15 protein-coding genes are annotated in these 17,485 nt (G+C 72.8%); 13 read left to right on the top strand and 2 right to left on the bottom strand.

Features of this window, described 5'->3' with window-relative positions; genetic code table 11:
* Nucleotides 1-110 precede the first annotated feature (110 nt).
* On the top strand, nt 111-488 hold the full coding sequence (locus OEIGOIKO_RS04110) for a nuclear transport factor 2 family protein (RefSeq protein ID WP_167515053.1): 378 nt from the start codon (nt 111-113) through the stop codon (nt 486-488).
* A gap of 26 nt (nt 489-514) precedes the next feature.
* On the opposite strand, the gene OEIGOIKO_RS04115 is transcribed toward OEIGOIKO_RS04110, so the two are convergent.
* A complete protein-coding gene (locus OEIGOIKO_RS04115) occupies nt 515-748 on the bottom strand; it encodes a DUF6480 family protein (RefSeq protein ID WP_125051925.1) in 234 nt (77 codons plus the stop codon).
* 231 nt (nt 749-979) lie between these two features.
* Here OEIGOIKO_RS04115 and OEIGOIKO_RS04120 point away from each other — a divergent pair, with 231 nt between their 5' ends.
* The 7 genes from OEIGOIKO_RS04120 (at nt 980) to OEIGOIKO_RS04150 (ending at nt 9,806) form a co-directional block, all read left to right on the top strand.
* Nucleotides 980-4,060 carry a glycoside hydrolase family 2 TIM barrel-domain containing protein gene (locus OEIGOIKO_RS04120; RefSeq protein WP_371858883.1) on the top strand — a complete coding sequence of 1,027 codons (3,081 nt, stop codon included), beginning with the start codon at nt 980-982 and terminating at the stop codon, nt 4,058-4,060.
* Between the two features lie 110 nt (nt 4,061-4,170).
* Entirely contained in the window at nt 4,171-5,049 is an 879-nt protein-coding gene (locus tag OEIGOIKO_RS04125; protein ID WP_125051927.1) for a YceI family protein, read from the top strand.
* An 88-nt stretch (nt 5,050-5,137) separates the two neighbouring features.
* Entirely contained in the window at nt 5,138-6,061 is a 924-nt protein-coding gene (gene mmuM / locus OEIGOIKO_RS04130; RefSeq protein WP_125051929.1) for a homocysteine S-methyltransferase, read from the top strand.
* Between the two features lie 223 nt (nt 6,062-6,284).
* Nucleotides 6,285-7,082, top strand: a complete 798-nt coding sequence (locus tag OEIGOIKO_RS04135) for a transporter substrate-binding domain-containing protein (protein ID WP_125058432.1) — start codon at nt 6,285-6,287, stop codon at nt 7,080-7,082.
* Nucleotides 7,083-7,112: 30 nt separating this feature from the next.
* The gene (locus OEIGOIKO_RS04140; RefSeq protein WP_030023290.1) at nt 7,113-7,898 is read left to right on the top strand and encodes an amino acid ABC transporter permease; all 786 of its coding nucleotides are present in this window, start codon (nt 7,113-7,115) and stop codon (nt 7,896-7,898) included.
* Nucleotides 7,895-8,737, top strand: coding sequence for an amino acid ABC transporter ATP-binding protein (locus OEIGOIKO_RS04145; RefSeq protein WP_281288328.1), 843 nt, complete (start codon nt 7,895-7,897; stop codon nt 8,735-8,737). The genes OEIGOIKO_RS04140 and OEIGOIKO_RS04145 overlap by 4 nt, the downstream gene beginning before the upstream one ends.
* A gap of 103 nt (nt 8,738-8,840) precedes the next feature.
* Nucleotides 8,841-9,806, top strand: a complete 966-nt coding sequence (locus tag OEIGOIKO_RS04150) for an acetylxylan esterase (protein WP_125051933.1) — start codon at nt 8,841-8,843, stop codon at nt 9,804-9,806.
* A gap of 54 nt (nt 9,807-9,860) precedes the next feature.
* On the opposite strand, the gene xylA is transcribed toward OEIGOIKO_RS04150, so the two are convergent.
* A complete protein-coding gene (gene xylA / locus OEIGOIKO_RS04155) occupies nt 9,861-11,024 on the bottom strand; it encodes a xylose isomerase (protein WP_125051935.1) in 1,164 nt (387 codons plus the stop codon).
* 148 nt (nt 11,025-11,172) lie between these two features.
* On the opposite strand from xylA, the gene xylB reads away from it, so the two are divergent.
* From xylB to OEIGOIKO_RS04180, 5 genes are all read left to right on the top strand, one after another.
* Complete coding sequence (xylB, locus tag OEIGOIKO_RS04160; protein ID WP_125051937.1) at nt 11,173-12,636, top strand: xylulokinase; 1,464 nt, start codon at nt 11,173-11,175, stop codon at nt 12,634-12,636.
* Between the two features lie 107 nt (nt 12,637-12,743).
* The gene (locus OEIGOIKO_RS04165; protein ID WP_125051939.1) at nt 12,744-13,046 is read left to right on the top strand and encodes a hypothetical protein; all 303 of its coding nucleotides are present in this window, start codon (nt 12,744-12,746) and stop codon (nt 13,044-13,046) included.
* Between the two features lie 401 nt (nt 13,047-13,447).
* Entirely contained in the window at nt 13,448-14,857 is a 1,410-nt protein-coding gene (locus OEIGOIKO_RS04170; RefSeq protein ID WP_125051941.1) for a family 2B encapsulin nanocompartment shell protein, read from the top strand.
* A 96-nt stretch (nt 14,858-14,953) separates the two neighbouring features.
* On the top strand, nt 14,954-16,372 hold the full coding sequence (locus OEIGOIKO_RS04175; RefSeq protein WP_125051943.1) for a family 2B encapsulin nanocompartment shell protein: 1,419 nt from the start codon (nt 14,954-14,956) through the stop codon (nt 16,370-16,372).
* 555 nt (nt 16,373-16,927) lie between these two features.
* On the top strand, nt 16,928-17,470 hold the full coding sequence (locus OEIGOIKO_RS04180; RefSeq protein ID WP_246177192.1) for a COG1361 family protein: 543 nt from the start codon (nt 16,928-16,930) through the stop codon (nt 17,468-17,470).
* The last annotated feature ends 15 nt before the right edge of the window (nt 17,471-17,485 follow it).

Consider the following 17,485-nt stretch of genomic DNA (forward strand, 5'->3'; position numbering starts at 1 on the left):
TGCCGGGCGGGCTGACTGCCCGTGCGGCACGGCGCTACCCTGCTCGGCGTCAGAGGCCGGTGCGCCGACCGCCGGCCCGGCGGTGCGGGATCGGAGGGACCATGCCTGCGGTGAGCCCCCTGGACGTTCTCGAACAGCGGTGCGCCGCGGTCACGGCGCAGGACGCGGACGCCTTCGCGGACCTGTTCGCGCCGGACGGCGTGATCGAGCTGCCGTTCGCGGGCCCGGACGTCCCCGACCGCATCGAGGGCCGGGAGGCGATCCGCGTGTTCGCCCGGGCGGCGATGTCCGCCCTGCGCGTCGACGTGCTCCGGACGCTCGCCGTCCACCGCACCGAGGACCCGGAGGTCGTCGTCGCGGAGACGCTCGCCAAGGGCGTCGGGCGCGGCGACGCGTTCGAGGGCCGCTCGGTGCAGCTGTTCCGCATCCGGGACGGCAGGATCCTGCTGTTCCGCGACTACACCGGGCCGTTGCGCAAGCCTTCCTGACCCTCGCCCGTGGCCGGCCCGCGTACCTACGCCCCCCAGATACGGGCGATGAAGAAGGCAGCTACCAGGACGACCACGACGGCGAGCGCCAGCACCGGCCCCTTGGACCAGCCGCGGGTCGGGTTGTGGGTCTCCAGGGGCCCGGCGTCCGGGGTGCTGCCCTCGGCGGGCGGTGTCTCGCCCGGCGGGACCCCGCCGCCCGGCTCCAGTCCGGCGGTGCGCTCCGGTACCGGGTCCGGGTTCTTCGGTGCATCGTTCATGCTGCCCGGGTGCCCGGGTACGGCCGGTTGTCACCCGCTGATCCAAAATGGGGTGCGTACGGCCCGGAGTACCCGGCTCCCTCGGCACGAACAGAGGCGCTCGGGACCAGTACGAAACGGAGCGAATGCTTCAGCGGTCAATCATTCGTATGTGGTCGCGGCGCGCCGTCGCGCGTGGTTCGCTGACGTGATCCCCCACGCCCTGCCGTGTCCCCGCAGCTAGGAGGACCCTTGCCCCTGCCCGACGCCGAACACGTCGGCCCCCGCACCGCACCCGACGCCGAACGCACCGCACCCGCACCACGCACCCCCGGAGCCCACACCGCCCCCGAAAGACACCCCGCTCCCGCCGGGCGGTCCACCGCCGTCCCGCCCGTCCCCCGCCCCCCACAGCACCTCCCGTACTACGAGGACGTGTCCCCCGGCCAGGGCTGCCGCCCGCCGCGCGCCTGGTTCGCCCGCTCGGACGCGCGGCGGATGTCGCTGCACGGGATGTGGCGGTTCCGTCTCCTTGCGACCGCCCGCTCCGCGGACGTCTCCTTCGCCCGGCCGGACTTCGACGACACGGACTGGCCGGGGCTGCGGGTGCCGGGCCACTGGGTGCTCGCCGGTCACGGCGCACCCGCCTACACCAACACCCGCTACCCGTTCCCCGTCGATCCGCCGCTGCTGCCCGACGAGAACCCGACGGGCGACCACCGGCACACCTTCGACCTTCCGGACCCGTGGGAACCCGGACCCGCCCTGCTGCGTTTCGAAGGTGTCGAGTCCTGTGCACGGGTGTGGCTCAACGGAAAGGAGCTGGGGCACTTCAAGGGCAGCAGGCTGCCGCACGAGTTCGAGGTGGGCCATCTGCTGCGGGCACGCCGTAACGTGCTCGCGGTCCGCGTCCACCAGTGGTCCTCGGGCAGTTACCTGGAGGACCAGGACCAGTGGTGGCTGCCGGGCGTCTTCCGGGACGTCACGCTGCACCACCGGCCCGCGGGCGCCGTCCTGGACCACTTCGTGCACGCCTCCTACGACCACCGCACCGGCCTCGGCACCCTCCGCGTGGACTGCGCGCCGGCCGGCCGGGTCACCGTTCCCGCGCTCGGCCTGGACCTGGCGACCGGGGAGAGCGCGACGGTGCCGGTCATACCGTGGACGGCCGAGACCCCGCGGCTGTACGACGCCGAACTGCGCACGCCGGGCGAGTGCGTCCCCCTGCGCATCGGTTTCCGTACCGTGTGCGTCGAGGACGGTCTGCTGAAGGTCAACGGGCGCCGCGTCCTGTTCCGCGGCGTCAACCGCCACGAGTTCGACCCGCGGTACGGCCGCGCGCTGGGCCCCGACGCGATGCGCCGCGACCTGCTGCTGATGAAGCAGCACAACGTCAACGCCGTCCGCACCAGCCACTATCCGCCGCACCCCGCCTTCCTCGACCTCTGCGACGAGCTGGGCCTGTGGGTCGTCGAGGAGTGCGACCTGGAGACGCACGGCTTCGCGCAGCAGGGCTGGCGGGACAATCCGGTGGACGACGACGCGTGGACCCCGGCACTGCTGGACCGCATGCGCCGGACGGTCGAGCGCGACAAGAACCACCCCAGCGTGATCATGTGGTCGCTGGGCAACGAGTGCGGCACCGGCCGCGGTCTGTCCGCCATGGCCGCCTGGGCCCGCGACCGCGACCCCTCCCGGCCGCTGCACTACGAGGGCGACCCGTCGTGCGCCGACACCGACGTGTACTCCCGGATGTACGCGGAGCACGCCGAGGTCGAACGGATCGGCCGGCGGGAGGAGGAGCCGCTCGCCGACCCGGCCGCGGACGCCCGGCGCCGCGCCCTGCCGTTCCTCCTGTGCGAGTACGCGCACGCGATGGGCAACGGGCCCGGCGGACTGCGCGAGTACCAGCGGCTCTTCGAGACGTACGAGCGCTGCCAGGGCGGCTTCGTGTGGGAGTGGATCGACCACGGGCTGCGGCAGCGCACCCCGCACGGCGAGGTGTTCCACGCGTACGGGGGCGACTTCGGCGAGGAGCTGCACGACGGCAACTTCGTCTGCGACGGCCTGGTCTTCCCCGACCGGACGCCGTCGCCGGGGCTGGCGGAGTTCAAGAAGGTCGTCGAACCGGTACGGATCGACGGTACGGGCGAGGGCGGCGGCCCGGAGGGCGCCGGGCCCGGCACCGTCCGGATCACCAACCTGCACGACTTCAGCGACCTGGCGCACCTGGCGTTCCGCTGGTCCTACGAGGCCGAGGGCGAGGTGCTCGCCGAAGGACCGCTGACCGTGCCGCCGCTCGCCCCCGGCACCCACGCCGAGGTGGCACTGCCACCGGAGCCCGCCGGACGGCGCGGCCGCGAGGCCCTGTGGACGGTACGGGCGACCCTGGCCGGGGACACCGCCTGGGCCGCGGCCGGTCACGAGGTCGCCTGGGGCCAGCTGCCCGCCACCCCGCCACGCCCCACGCCCCGTCCGGCCGCCACGGGCGCGTCGCCCCGGCACGGCGAGGGCAACCTCATCCTCCTCGGCCCGGGCGCCTTCGACGCCACCACCGGTGTGCTCCGGTATCTCGACGGCTGCCATCTGCAGGGGCCCCGGCTGGACGTGTGGCGGGCACCGACCGACAACGACGAGGGCGCGCCCTGGCAGCCGGGCCCGCGCCGCGCGGCAGAGTGGCGCCGTATCGGTCTGCACCGGATGCGGCACCGGGTGGCGTCCGTGGAGTGCGACCGGCACGCGGTGGTGGTACGCACCCGGGTCGCGCCGGCCGGTACGGACCTCGCCCTCGACGCGGAATACCGCTGGACCGCCGACAGCGAGCGGCTGCGGCTGGAGGTGTCGGTCCGGCCGTACGGCGACTGGCCCTGTCCACTGCCCAGGCTGGGTGTGCGGCTGGGCGTGTGCGGCAACCTCTCGACGGCGCGGTGGTACGGCGGCGGCCCGGGCGAGGCGTATCCGGACACACGGGAGGCGTCGCGGACCGGGCTGTGGCGCATGCCGGTGGACGCGTTGCAGACGCCGTACGTGCGTCCGCAGGAGAACGGGGCGCGGGCGGACGTGCGCTGGGTGGAGCTGTCCCGCAGCGACGGCTCGGCGCTGCGTGCCGAGGGTGAGCCGTCGTTCTGGTTCAGTGCGCGCCGCTGGACGAGCGAGCAGCTGGACGCCGCCCGGCACACCACCGACCTCACTCCGGGCGACTGGATCTGGATCCACCTCGACCACGCCCAGCACGGCATCGGCAGCGCTTCCTGCGGGCCCGGGGTGCTGCCGGAACACGAGCTGACGGTGGCTCCCGCCCGGTTCGCCATCACCTTCTCCCCGGTGCGATGAATTTCACGTTTCATCGGGTATTGACAGCTGTCGTCCCCAGCGGTCTAAACCAATGACAGGATGGAGATGCACCTTTTTCGACACAACTGACCGAGAGGCCCCGTCCTGCCATGGCGCTCGCCATCCTCACCCGCCTTCGTGACCGCTCCGCCCGCAGTGCACCCGCACCGGCCCCGATCCCGCGCGGTGCCGGTGCGCTGGACCTCAGCGTCCACGACCCCGTGGGGCTGCCGATGGCGCGGGCCGGGGTGTCGGTGCGCGACACCGAGGGCACCGAGGTCACACGCGGCCAGACGGATCCCAACGGCATGTTCACCGCGACGCTGGCCCCCGCCGCGTACCACGTGGTGGTCACCTGCGACGGCTTCCGCCCGGAGCGGTTCGACAGCCTGGTGACCGAGGGGACACGGACCGCGCCGCGGACGCTGCAGCTGGAGCCGGCCCCGGCGCCGCCGATGCCCACGCCGGGGCAGTGGCGGCTGGACCCCGACCACTCGTCCATCCGCTTCACCGCCCGGCACATCGGACTGGCCGAGATCCACGGCCGGTTCAACCACTTCGAGGGCGGCCTGTGGATCGCACCGGACATGCGGGACTCGCGGGTGGAGGTGACGATCGACGCGGCGAGCATCGACTCGGGGGTGAAGATGCGCGACGACCACCTGCGCTCGGCGGAGTTCCTGGACGTGGCGCGCTACCCGTACCTGCAGTTCGCCGGGGAGCGGTTCGTGCACAAGGGCGGGGCCCGCTGGGCCGTGCAGGGGGTGCTGCACCTGCACGGCGTCAGCCGGTCGGTGCAGCTGGACACCCGGTACCTGGGCCTCGGCACCGGCATGGGCGGCGAGACGCGTACGGCGTGCACCGCGGTGACCGAGCTGCACCGGGAGGACTTCACGCTCGACTGGCGCAAGATGCTCGCCCGGGGCATCGCGGCCATCGGGGCGACGATCCGCGTGGAGATGGACATCCAGGCCGTCCAGGCGGAGTGACCGGGGCGTCCGGGTGCGGAGCGGGCATCGGGACGGGACCGGGTACGGGGCAGGCGTCCTGCCGGCGCCGGGTGAGAGGCTGGACGGCATGAGCACCACTGCCGCGCCCCCGTTCGCCGCCGCCCTCGCCGCGGGCCCGCTCGTCCTGGACGGCGGGCTGTCCAACCAGCTGGAGTCCGCCGGGCACGACCTCGGCGACGCGCTGTGGTCGGCGCGGCTGCTCGCCGAGGAACCGGACGCCGTGGTCGCGGCGCACCGCGCGTACTACGAGGCGGGCGCCCAGGTGGCGATCACGTCCAGCTATCAGGCGACCTTCGAGGGGTTTGCCGCGCGGGGCATCGGTGCGACGGAGGCCGCCGGGCTGCTGCGGCGCAGTGTGGAGCTGGCGCGCGAGGCCGCGCGGCAGGCGGCGGCGGGCGGCGTGGCAGGGCCGCTGTACGTCGCCGCGTCGGCCGGTCCGTACGGCGCGATGCTGGCGGACGGCTCCGAATACCGGGGCGCCTACGGACTGTCGGTGGCCGAGCTCGAACGGTTCCACCGTCCGCGGCTGGAGGTGCTGGCCGCGGCCGGTCCCGACGTACTGGCGCTGGAGACCGTGCCGGACGCGGACGAGGCGCGGGCCCTGCTGCGGGCGGTGCGGGGTCTCGGCGTGCCGGCCTGGCTGTCGTTCAGCGCGGCCGGGGACCGCACGCGGGCCGGGCAGCCGCTGGCGGACGCGTGCGCGCTCGCGGCGGACGTCCCCGAGGTGGTGGCGGTGGGCGTGAACTGCTGCACCCCCGAGGATGCCGACCGGGCGGTGGCGGTGGCGGCCCGCGCGGCCGGCAAGCCGGTGGTCGTCTACCCGAACAGCGGCGAGAGCTGGGACGCGCGGGCCCGCGCCTGGTGCGGTACGCCCGCCTTCAGCGCGGACCGGGTCACGGCCTGGACCGCCGCGGGGGCCCGGCTCGTCGGCGGCTGCTGCCGGGTGGGGCCGGCGGCGGTGGCGGCGCTGGCGCGGCAGCTGACCGGCTGAAAGCAGGTGTCCGGCCCCCGGGCCGGGAGGCGAACACGGGCTCGGGACTCCCGCCGTGCACAGCACCAGGGACGGCACGGACCGGCACCGGTCGTTACCCGGTCGCAACACCGCCGACGGCGACATCGGCCCTGGCCGGTGGCAGGATGCAGCCAACTCACCTCCGACCGGTGAGTGTGGGGCCGCATCCTGATCCGGAGGACCTGTGTCCGTTCGCTCCTCGATGTCCGCCACGGCCGCCCTCGTCGCGGCCGCCGCCCTCCTCGCCACGGGCTGCACCAGCACCAAGTCGGGCGGGGCGGCCGGCGAGAAGTCGGCCTCGGGCGTCCAGCTCGTCTCCCCCGGCACGCTCAAGACCTGCACCCATCTGCCGTACGCGCCCTTCCAGGTGAAGAAGGAAGGCAAGATCGTCGGGTTCGACGTGGACCTGGTCGATCTGGTCGCCAAGGCGCTGAACGTGCCGCAGGAGATCGTCAACACCCCCTTCGAGGGCATCGAAACCGGCCAGGACTTCAACATCCGCAAATGCGACCTGGCCGCGGCGGGTATGACCATCAACGCCAAGCGCGACAAGGTCATGGACTTCTCCGACCCGTACTTCGACGCCACCCAGGCGCTCATCACCAAGAAGGGCGGCGCCTACAAGAAGATCGAGGATCTCAAGGGCAAGAAGCTCGGCTACCAGAAGGCCACCACCGGCGCCGAGTACGCCAAGAAGCACGGCGCGGGCGTCGAGCTGGTCGAGTTCGAGGACCTGGGGCTGCTGCTCACCGCCGTGAAGTCCGGGCAGGTGGACGCGGGGATCAACGACAACGGGGTGCTGTTCGACTACGTCAAGCAGAACCCGGACACGGCGGTGACGGCGGAGTTCGACACCGGCGAGCACTACGGGATCGGTGTGCGCACCGGCAACGACGCGCTGCGCGAGAAGATCAACGAGGTGCTGAAGAAGGCCCGGGCCGACGGCAGTTACGACCGGATCTACAAGAAGTGGTTCGGCACCGCACCCCAGCAGGGCTGATACCGCAGCCAGCATGAGGAGCCGACACTGATGCCCCTGTCCCGACGCCGGAGGGCCCGTCTCCTGCGCGGCGGCCAGTACGCCGTCCTGGCCGCCGCCGTGCTCGTCCTCGCCCTGGTCGCCGACTGGGGGACGCTGCGCCACGCGTTCTTCGACGTCGAAGTCGCCAAGGCACTGTTCCCCGACATCATCACCACCGCGCTGGTCAACACCGTCCTGTACACCCTGCTCGGCTTCGGGTTCGGGCTGGGGCTCGGGCTGGTGCTGGCGCTGATGCGGCTGTCGCAGGTCCCGCCGTACCGCTGGCTCGCCGTCACGTACATCGAGTTCTTCCGCGGGGTGCCGGCGCTGCTGGTGTTCATCGCGCTCGGTTTCGGTGTGCCGCTGGCCTTCGAGGTCGCGCTGGACATGAACATCACCGTGATGCTCTCGCTGGGCCTGGTCGGCGCCGCGTACATGGCGGAGACCATCCGGGCCGGCATCCAGGCCGTGCCCAAGGGGCAGACCGAGGCGGCGCGTTCGCTGGGGATGTCGCCGGGCCGCGCGATGCGTTCGATCGTCATACCGCAGGCGTTCCGGATCGTCCTGCCGCCGCTGACCAACGAGCTGATCCTGCTCACCAAGGACTCCTCGCTGGTCTATCTGCTCGGCCTGTCGCTCGGCCAGTTCGAGCTGGCGAACTTCGGGCGGGACGCCCTCAACGAGCACAAGAGCCTGACGCCGATCCTCGTGGCCGGCCTGCTCTATCTCGTCATCACCCTCCCCCTGGGCCAGCTGGTCCGGCGGCTGGAGGCCCGTACGGCGAAGGCGAGGTGACGGCGGTGCGCACCGACCGCGAGCCGGCGACGGCAGGACGGGCGATCCAGGTCGAGGGGCTGCACAAGTCCTTCGGCGCGCTGGAGGTGCTCAAGGGCATCGACTTCTCGGTGGAGCGGGGCGAGGTGGTGTGCGTCATCGGCCCCTCGGGGTCGGGCAAGTCGACGCTGCTGCGCTGTGTGAACCTGCTGGAGGAGCCGACCGCGGGCCGGGTCACCGTGGCGGGCACCGAGGTCACCGACCCGGACGTGGACATCGACCGGGTCCGGCGCCGGATCGGGATGGTCTTCCAGTCCTTCAACCTCTTCCCGCACCTGACCGTGCTGGAGAATCTCACGATCGCCCAGCGCCGGGTGCTGCGTCGCGACCGGGCCGCGGCGGAACGGACCGCGCGCGCCAATCTCGCGCGGGTCGGTCTGAGCGACAAAGAGACCGCGTATCCGGCGCAGCTCTCGGGCGGCCAGCAGCAGCGGGTGGCCATCGCCCGCGCGCTGTCCATGGAGCCGGAGCTGATGCTCTTCGACGAACCGACCTCGGCGCTCGACCCGGAGCTGGTGGGCGACGTGCTGGCGGTGATGCGCTCCCTCGCCCAGGACGGTATGACGATGCTCGTCGTCACCCACGAGATGAGCTTCGCGCGGGAGGTCGCCGACCGGGTGGTGTTCATGGACGGCGGAGTCATCGTCGAGGAGGGGCCGCCGGAGCGGGTGGTGGCCGATCCGCAGCACGAGCGGACCCGGACGTTCCTGGCCCGGGTGCTCGATCCGGCGGCCGCCGGGCTCAGCGAGGTGCCGCAAGCCGGTGCGCGGGGGCCGGAGGAGGAGCGGCCCGAGCCGTGACCGAGCGGCCCGCCGGCGGCGCCTGGTACGTTGCGCGCCCGGTACCCGGCGGGCACCGGAGCTGCCGCGGGCCCGCCGCCCGCTCCCGACCTGGAGGCACCGCTTGTTCGTCGACCTGCCCCTCGACCAGCTGCGCAGCTACCGTCCGCCGCTGCCCGAACCCGACGGTTTCGACGCGTTCTGGCGGCGCACGCTGGACGAGGCCGGTACGTACGACCTCGACGCGCGCTTCGAGGAGACCGACGCGGGCCTGTCGCTGCTGCACACGTACGACGTGGAGTTCTCGGGCTTCGGCGGACACCGCATCCGGGGCTGGTTCCTGCTGCCCCGGGAGGCGAGCGGTCCGCTGCCCTGCGTCGTGCAGTACATCGGGTACGGCGGCGGTCGGCTGCATCCGCAGGACTGGCTGCTGTGGCCGGTCTCGGGCTACGCCACGCTGGTCATGGACACCCGGGGGCAGAGCGGCCCCAACCGGCCCGGCGACACCCCCGACCCGGTCGGCTCCCCCCATCCGGGTGTGCCCGGCAAGATGACGCAGGGGCTGCTCGACCCGGACGACTACTACTACCGCCGGGTCTACACCGACGGCGTACGGGCCGTGGCGGCAGCGCGCGGCCACGCGGCGGTGGACGCCGGGCGGGTGGTGGTGGCGGGCGGCAGCCAGGGCGGCGCCATCGCGCTGGCCGTCGCCGGGCTGGTGCCCGGGCTCGCGGGCGCGCTGATCGACGTACCGTTCCTGACGCATGTCCGGCGCGCCGTCGAGATCACCGACGAAGGCCCGTACGGCGAACTCTCCCGCTACCTCGCGGGGGCCCGGACCGAGGTGGAAGCCGCCCTGCACACCCTCGACCACTTCGACGGCCTGAACTTCGCGGCCCGCGCGAGCGCCCCCGCGCTCTTCGGTACCGCGCTGCGCGACCCGATCACGCCCGCCTCCACCGGCTTCGCCGCGTACCACCACTACGCGGGCGCCAAGGAGCTGCGGCTGTGGCGGTTCAACGGGCACGAGAGCGGGGGCGGGCACCAGCGGACGGAGGAGATCCGCTTCCTGCGCAAGCTGTTCGGCTGACCGGGCTCCGCGCGCGCTGCTCGGCTGACCGGGCTCCCATCCTTTGGAGACGGGTCAGCGCGCCCGCAGCAGGTGGTCCATGGCGAGCTGGTCGAGTTGTTCGAACGCCATGCCGCGCGCGGCGGCCGCCTCCACGTCGAAGGACTCGTAGGCCGTACGGTCCGCGAGCAGACCGGCGAGTCCGTCCGGGGCGGTGGGCCGGGCCAGCTCGTCCAGTCGGGAGGCGCACAGCGCCTCCTGGACGGCCGGGTCGGCGCGGAAGGCCGCCGCGCGCTCCTTGAGGATCAGGTAAGTGCGCATGCAGCCGGCCGCCGAGGCCCACACCCCGTCCAGGTCTTCGGTGCGCGGCGGCTTGAAGTCGAAGTGCCTGGGCCCCTCGTAGCCCGCCGTCTCCAGCAGGTCCACCAGCCAGAAGGCGGCACGCAGGTCCCCGGCGCCGAAGCGCAGGTCCTGGTCGTACTTGACGCCGGACTGCCCGTTAAGGTCGATGTGGAAGAGCTTGCCGGCCCACAGGGCCTGGGCGATGCCGTGCGGGACGTTGAGCCCGGCCATCTGCTCGTGCCCGACCTCCGGGTTGACGCCGTACAGCTCGGGCCGCTCCAGCCGTTCGATGAAGGCGAGGGCGTGGCCGACGGTGGGCAGCAGGATGTCGCCCCGCGGCTCGTTGGGCTTCGGTTCGATGGCGAACCGCAGGTCGTAGCCCTGCTCGACGACGTACTGGCCGAGCAGGTCGAACGCCTCCCGCATCCGGTCCAGCGCCGCGCGCACGTCCTTGGCCGCGCCGGACTCCGCGCCCTCGCGCCCGCCCCACGCCACATACGTACGGGCGCCCAGCTCGGCCGCGAGGTCGATGTTCCGCAGGGTCTTGCGCAGGGCGTAACGCCGGACGTCGCGGTCGTTGGCGGTGAACGCGCCGTCCTTGAACACGGGATGGGTGAAGAGATTGGTCGTGGCCATCGGCACGGTCAGGCCGGTGGCGTCCAGTGCCTGGCGGAAGCGCTTGACCGCCGCCTCGCGCGCGATGTCGCCGGAGCCGAAGGGGATCAGGTCGTCGTCGTGAAAGGTGATGCCGTACGCGCCCAGCTCCGCCAGCCGGTGGACGGACTCGACCGGGTCGAGGGAGCGGCGGGTGGCGTCCCCGAAGGGGTCGCGGCCCTGCCAGCCGACCGTCCACAGGCCGAAGCTGAACTTGTCCTCGGGCACGGGCTGACAGGTCATCGCGGCTCCTCGGCCCCTTCGACACGGCACTGCGCACATCAAGCCGGGGCCAAACTAATATGCGGCAGCACGCCGGGGAAGCCCCGGGGCGGGCGAGGCGCCCGGTGTCCGGCGGGGCCTTCCCCGCGGTGCGGAGAGGGAGTACGCGATGGGTACACAGGCAGCGGGGCCGCTCGTCATCGGCGTGGACAGCTCCACCCAGTCCACGAAGGCGCTCGTGGTGGACGCCGCGACCGGCGAGGTCGTGGCCCGCGGCCAGGCTCCGCACGTGGTCACCGGTGGTACGGCCGCCGACGGAGCGGACCTCGGCGGCGCGGGCAAGGAGAGCGACCCCGAACAGTGGTGGCGCGCGCTCGGCGAGGCGCTGGACCAGTGCGGTGACGCCGCACGGGAGGCGGCGGCCGTGTCCGTCGGGGGCCAGCAGCACGGCCTGGTCACCCTCGACGCGTCGGGGCGGCCGGTACGTCCGGCGCTGCTCTGGAACGACGTACGGTCGGCGCCCCAGCACCGGCGCCTGCTGGCGGAGCACGGCGGGCCGGCGGCGTGGGCGCGGCGGGTGGGCAGCGTGCCGCTGCCGGCGTTCACCGTGACGAAGTGGGCCTGGCTGCGCGAGCACGAGCCGGCGGCGGCCGCCGCGACGGCCGCGGTGCGGCTGCCGCACGACTACCTCACCGAGCGCCTCAGCGGCGAGGCGGTCACCGACCGCGGCGACGCCTCCGGGACCGGCTGGTGGTCGCCGGCCGACGAGGCGTACGACGAGGAGATCCTCGGGCACATCGGCCTGGACCCGAAGGCGCTGCCGCGGGTCGCGCTGCCGGGTGAGGCGGCGGGCACCGTACAGGCCGGTGAACTGCCGCTGCCCCAGGGCGCGCTGGTCGCCGCGGGCACCGGCGACAACATGGCGGCGGCGCTCGGGCTCGGGCTGCGCCCCGGGCAGCCCGTACTGAGCCTGGGGACGTCGGGCACGGTCTACGCGGTGTCCGCCCGGCGTCCGGCCGGCGATCCGACGGGGACGGTAGCCGGGTTCGCCGACGCGCGCGGCGACTGGCTGCCCCTGGCCTGCACCCTGAACTGCACGCTGGCCGTGGACCGGGTCGCGGCCCTGCTCGGTCTGGGCCGGGAGGACGTCGAGCCCGGCGGGTCGGCGGTGATGCTGCCCTTCCTCGATGGTGAGCGCACGCCCGACCTGCCGCAGGCGTCCGGGCTGCTGCACGGCCTGCGGCACGACACGACACGCGGTCAGTTGCTGCAGGCGGCCTATGACGGTGCGGTGTTCGCGCTGCTCCAGGCGCTGGAGCGGATCGTGGACGAGGACGTACCGGCCGATGCGCCGCTGCTGCTGATCGGCGGCGGCGCGCGCGGGAACGCGTGGCGGGACACCGTACGGCGCCTCTCGGGGCGGCCGGTGGTGGTGCCGGAGGCCCGCGAACTGGTCGCACTGGGCGCGGCGGCGCAGGCGGCGGGGCTGCTGCTGGGTGAGGACCCGGCGGCGGTGGCACGGCGGTGGGGGACGGCGCGCGGTGCCGAGTACCCGGCGGTGCCGTGCGACACGGCGGCGCGGGAGCGGCTGGCGCAGACGCTGGCGGCGGGCGGGCCGCTGCTGGGGGCCTGACCGGGGCATATTCCTCCCGGGCAAACGGCGGCCGGAACTCCGCATCCGGAAAACGGATTCGGACGGCGCCGTACCGCGAGCGCGGATCTTGTGATGGGGTGCCGGGCATGAGCATCTTTGTTCGTGCCCGGTTCGACGTCAGCGACCGCCGGCAGGACGGCACCGAGCGGAGTGCCACCGCTCTCCACGAGGCGGCCGGTCCGGAGCCGTGCGGCCCGACCTATCGCTGGTTCACCCTCCCCGAGCCCGGCGCCTACCTGGTGCTGGAGGAGTACGCCGACCCGGCGGCGCCCCCGGCATCCCAGGAGCACGCCGCCGGGCTGCTGACGAGCCTGGGCCGGTGCGCCGACATGGCGTTCGCCGAGATGTACGGGCCGCTCGGGGGCGGCCGGACGGACGTCGCCGGCTGAGATCCCGGCCGCCCCGCTGACCGGACTGCCCGAGGGGCCGTCCCGGTCACGCACGCCGTGGTGCGTACGGTGCCGGACGACCCGCTCGGCCGGTACCGCACAGCCGCCACGGACCGGTTTCCCGCCGGGGAACGAACCGCTGCGTCGCCTCGTCGGCTTTCCGCCGGCACCGCGTCTTCCGCTGCCGGCCCGACGGAATCACCCCGGCACACTTTCCACCGAAGGATTCCACTAAACCTGTCCAGCTCCATTATTTTTCATGCCACTCTTTTGAGTGATTGCCCAGATTAAAACAACACGTCTATGTTCAGTGCGGCGAGCGGCTCGGACCTCGCCGCACGGAACGGCCCTGGCTCCGGCCGCCGTCCGATTGTCAACTTCCCAAGATTGGTGGCGAAGCCGTGACGGTTACCGACGAGACAATTCCCGGCCCCGGGGGCGAGACGCAGAATTCCAGTCTGACGACGGGCGCGGCACGCAACCTGGCCACCACCACCAAGACCGTCCCGCAGATGCAGGGCGTCACCTCGCGCTGGCTGCTGCGGCTGCTGCCCTGGGTGCAGGTCTCGGGCGGCACGTACCGCGTCAACCGGCGGCTGACCTACACCGTCGGCGACGGGCGCGTCGACTTCGCCGTCTCGGGCACCGAAGTATCGATCATCCCCGACGAACTGCGCGAACTGCCCGCGCTGCGCGACTTCACCGACCGCGAGGTGCTCGGCGCGCTCGGCGAGCGCTTCGTCCAGCACGAGTACGCGCCCGGCGACGTGATCGCCGCGGCGGGCACGCCGGCCGACCGCCTGGTGCTCGTCGCGCACGGCCGGGTCGACCGGATCGGCGCCGGAAAGTACGGCGACGAAACGGTTCTGGGGGCCCTGGCCGGGGGCGACCACCTCGGCGACGACCTGCTCACCGACCCCGCCGCGTCCTGGCGGTACACCTACCGGGCGGTGACCCGGGTGACCGTCATGGCACTGCCCCGGGAGGCCGCGCAGGAGGTCACGGACCGCTCCCCGCAGCTGCGCGACCACCTCGCGGCGGCCGGGACGGACACCGCGCCGCCACGCAACGCCAGCGGCGAGTCGGCCATCGAGGTCGCCTCCGGCCACCACGGCGAACCCCGGGTCCCCGGCACCTTCGCCGACTACGAACTCTCGCCGCGCGAGTACGAGCTGAGCGTCGCGCAGACGGTGCTGCGGGCCCACACGCGGGTCGGCGACCTGTACAGCGACCCGATGAACCAGGTCGAGGAGCAACTGCGGCTGACCATCCAGGCGCTGCGCGAGCGCCAGGAGCACGAGATGGTCAACAACCGCGAGTTCGGCCTGCTGCACAACGCCGACCTCACCCAGCGCGTCCGTACCCGCAGCGGCCCGCCCACCCCCGACGACCTGGACGAACTGCTCGCGACGGTCTGGAAGGACCCGGCCTTCCTGCTCGCCCACCCGAAGGCCATCTCCGCCTTCGGACGGCAGTGCAGCGCCCGCGGCCTGTACCCGACGGCGGTCGACTTCATGGGGCACTCGCTGCCCTCCTGGCGCGGCGTACCCATCTTCCCGTGCAACAAGATTCCGGTCTCCGCCGACGGCACCAGTTCCTTTCTGGTGATGCGCACCGGCGAGGAGAAGCAGGGCGTCGTCGGCCTGCACCAGACGGGAATTCCCGATGAATACGAACCGGGTCTCTCGGTCCGCTTCATGGGCGTCAGCGACCAGGCGATCGCCAACTACCTGGTGAGCACCTACTACTCCGCCGCGGTCCTCGTACCCGACGCCCTGGGAATTCTCGAAGACGTACAGACCGGTCAATGAACCACCTCATTTCAGCCATGGCAAACCATTGAAGAACCGTTTGCCGGGAAATGACGCACGACGCCGAACGAGCGACAGGAACAGGTGAACCCCCCCATGACCACACCGGCGGACCCGACGTCCGGACCCGGCACCACCCCGGACACCGAGCAGGCGCGCACCAGCCTGGCGACAGCCGCGGCACGCAATCTGGCCACCACGACCAAGACCGTGCCGCAGATGCAGGGGATCTCCTCCCGCTGGCTGCTGCGCGTGCTGCCCTGGACCCAGGTCTCCGGCGGTACGTACCGCGTCAACCGGCGGCTGACCCACACCCTCGGGGACGGCCGGGTCGAGTTCACCAGCACCGGTTCCGACGTCCGGGTCATCCCCGCGGAGCTGCGGGAGCTGCCGCCGCTGCGCGACTTCGACGACCCGTCGGTGCTGGAGGCGCTGGCCGGCCGGTTCGTCCAGGAGGAGCACGCGCCCGGCGACGTACTGGCCGAGCGGGGCGCGCCGGCCGACCGGGTCGTGCTGATCGCGCACGGCAAGCTGAACCGGATCGGGGCCGGCAAGTACGGTGACGAAACGGTCCTCGGCGTGCTCGCGGACGGCGACCACCTGGGCGAGGCGGCGCTGCTGTCGCCGGACGCGACCTGGGAGCACTCCGTACGGGCCGTGACCCGGGTGACCGTACTGACGCTGCCGCGCGCCGAGTACGAACAGCTCGCGGACCGCTCCCCCGCGCTGCGCGAACACCTGGAGCGCTTCCGCACCGCCCAGGTCCCGCCGCAGAACAAGCACGGCGAGGCGGCCATCGACGTCACCTCGGGCCATGTCGGCGAGCCCGCGCTGCCGGGCACCTTCGTCGACTACGAGCTGGCGCCCCGGGAGTACGAGCTGAGCGTCGCGCAGACCGTACTGAAGATCCACACCCGGGTCGCCGACCTGTACAACGACCCGATGAACCAGCTGGACCAGCAGCTGCGGCTGACCATCGAGGCGCTGCGCGAGCGCCAGGAGCACGAGATGGTCAACAACCGCGAGTTCGGCCTGCTGCACAACGCCGACCTCAAGCAGCGCATCCACACCCGCAGCGGCCCGCCCACCCCCGACGACCTGGACGAGCTGATCTCGCGGCGCCGCAAGACCCAGTACCTGCTGGCGCACCCGCGCACCATCGCGGCGATCGGCCGGGAGTGGAACGCCCGCGGCATCTACCCGACCGGCGCGGAGATCGGCGGCACGCCCGTCCGGGCCTGGCGCGGCATCCCGCTGCTGCCGTGCAACAAGATCCCGATCAACCCCGACCAGACCAGCTCGGTCATCGCCATGCGGGTGGGCGAGGAGAACCAGGGCGTGGTGGGGCTGCACCAGACGGGCATTCCCGACGAGTACCAGCCCGGCCTGTCGGTCCGTTTCATGGGCATCAACGAGCAGGCGGTCATCAACTACCTGGTCAGCGCCTACTATTCGGCGGCCGTACTGGTGCCGGACGCGCTGGGCGTCCTGGAGGACGTGGAGATCGGGCACTAGGCAGCGCCTCAGACCGGCGGAAGGCCACGCCTCCCGCCGGCACCGGCCCCCGCCCCGGGCCGGCCGGACCGCAGCTCCGGCCGGCCACCGCCCGCTGTTCCCGCGCCCGTGGTCCACGGCGCCGGGGCAGCGGGCGGAGTGCGTGGGCCGGGGCGGGAACCATGCCGTACGGCGGGCCGTTGAGCTTGTGCCGGCAGTGGCTGCGGGGCCTGCGGGGCACTGAGCCGCGTCTTCCGCCGTTCCGGGGCGGCTGCTTCACGCCAGGCCGGGCGACGCCGGGCGCGTACCGGTACGCGGACACGGCCTGGCCGGAATCGGCATCCGGCAGCCGTTCGTAGCCGCCGCCGCGCACTGTCCGACGGGCTCCGTCGGGGCGCTCACCGCCCTCGTGGCGACCGTACAGAACCGGGCGGGCCCCGGCACCCGAATCCGGCCGCTTCGCGCATTTCCGGCCGCGAGAAGGCCATTTGAGGGGTGGCCCGACCTTTTCGGTCGAAAGAACAGGTTCTCCCGGAACCACCCCGAAGGGCGGATCACGCCTTACGCTCCCTGGTCATGCGCAGAACAATGAGCAGCTCCAGCAGGGCCGGTCTCGCCGCCCTCCTCGCCCTCGTCGTCTCCCTCCTCGGTCTGGCCGGCGCCTCCCCGGCGTCCGCCGCCGACGCCCCCGCGCTCGCCTTCACCGTGGACAAGACGCAGGCCACCCCCGGCTCGGACGTCACCGTGACCATGACGTTCACCAACACCGGCACCGCCGACGTGCGGTTCGTGTGGCAGTCGTTCCAGCCCACGTGGGAGACCTCTTCCGCGAGCGGTCTGAAGTACGCCTGGAAGACCTGTACTGCCGACCCCGGCGTAACCTGCACCGCCGGCCAGGGCGCCACGTACGCCGTGCCGATCGCCCCCGGCGCCACCCGCAAGGTCACCATGACCTACACCATCGGCGCCGACTCCTCCTGCGGCTACCCGGACGTCGCCTTCTACTCGTACATCTACACCGAGTTCGCCGGCGGCCAGCCCGCCAAGGACGGCACCTACTTCACCCCCGCCACCCGCGTGATCTGCCCGACCACTCCCCCGGCGGGCGCGCAGGCCTGACCCGGGCCGCACCAC

Source organism: Streptomyces paromomycinus, from assembly GCF_003865155.1.
GTDB classification, from domain to species: domain Bacteria; phylum Actinomycetota; class Actinomycetes; order Streptomycetales; family Streptomycetaceae; genus Streptomyces; species Streptomyces chrestomyceticus.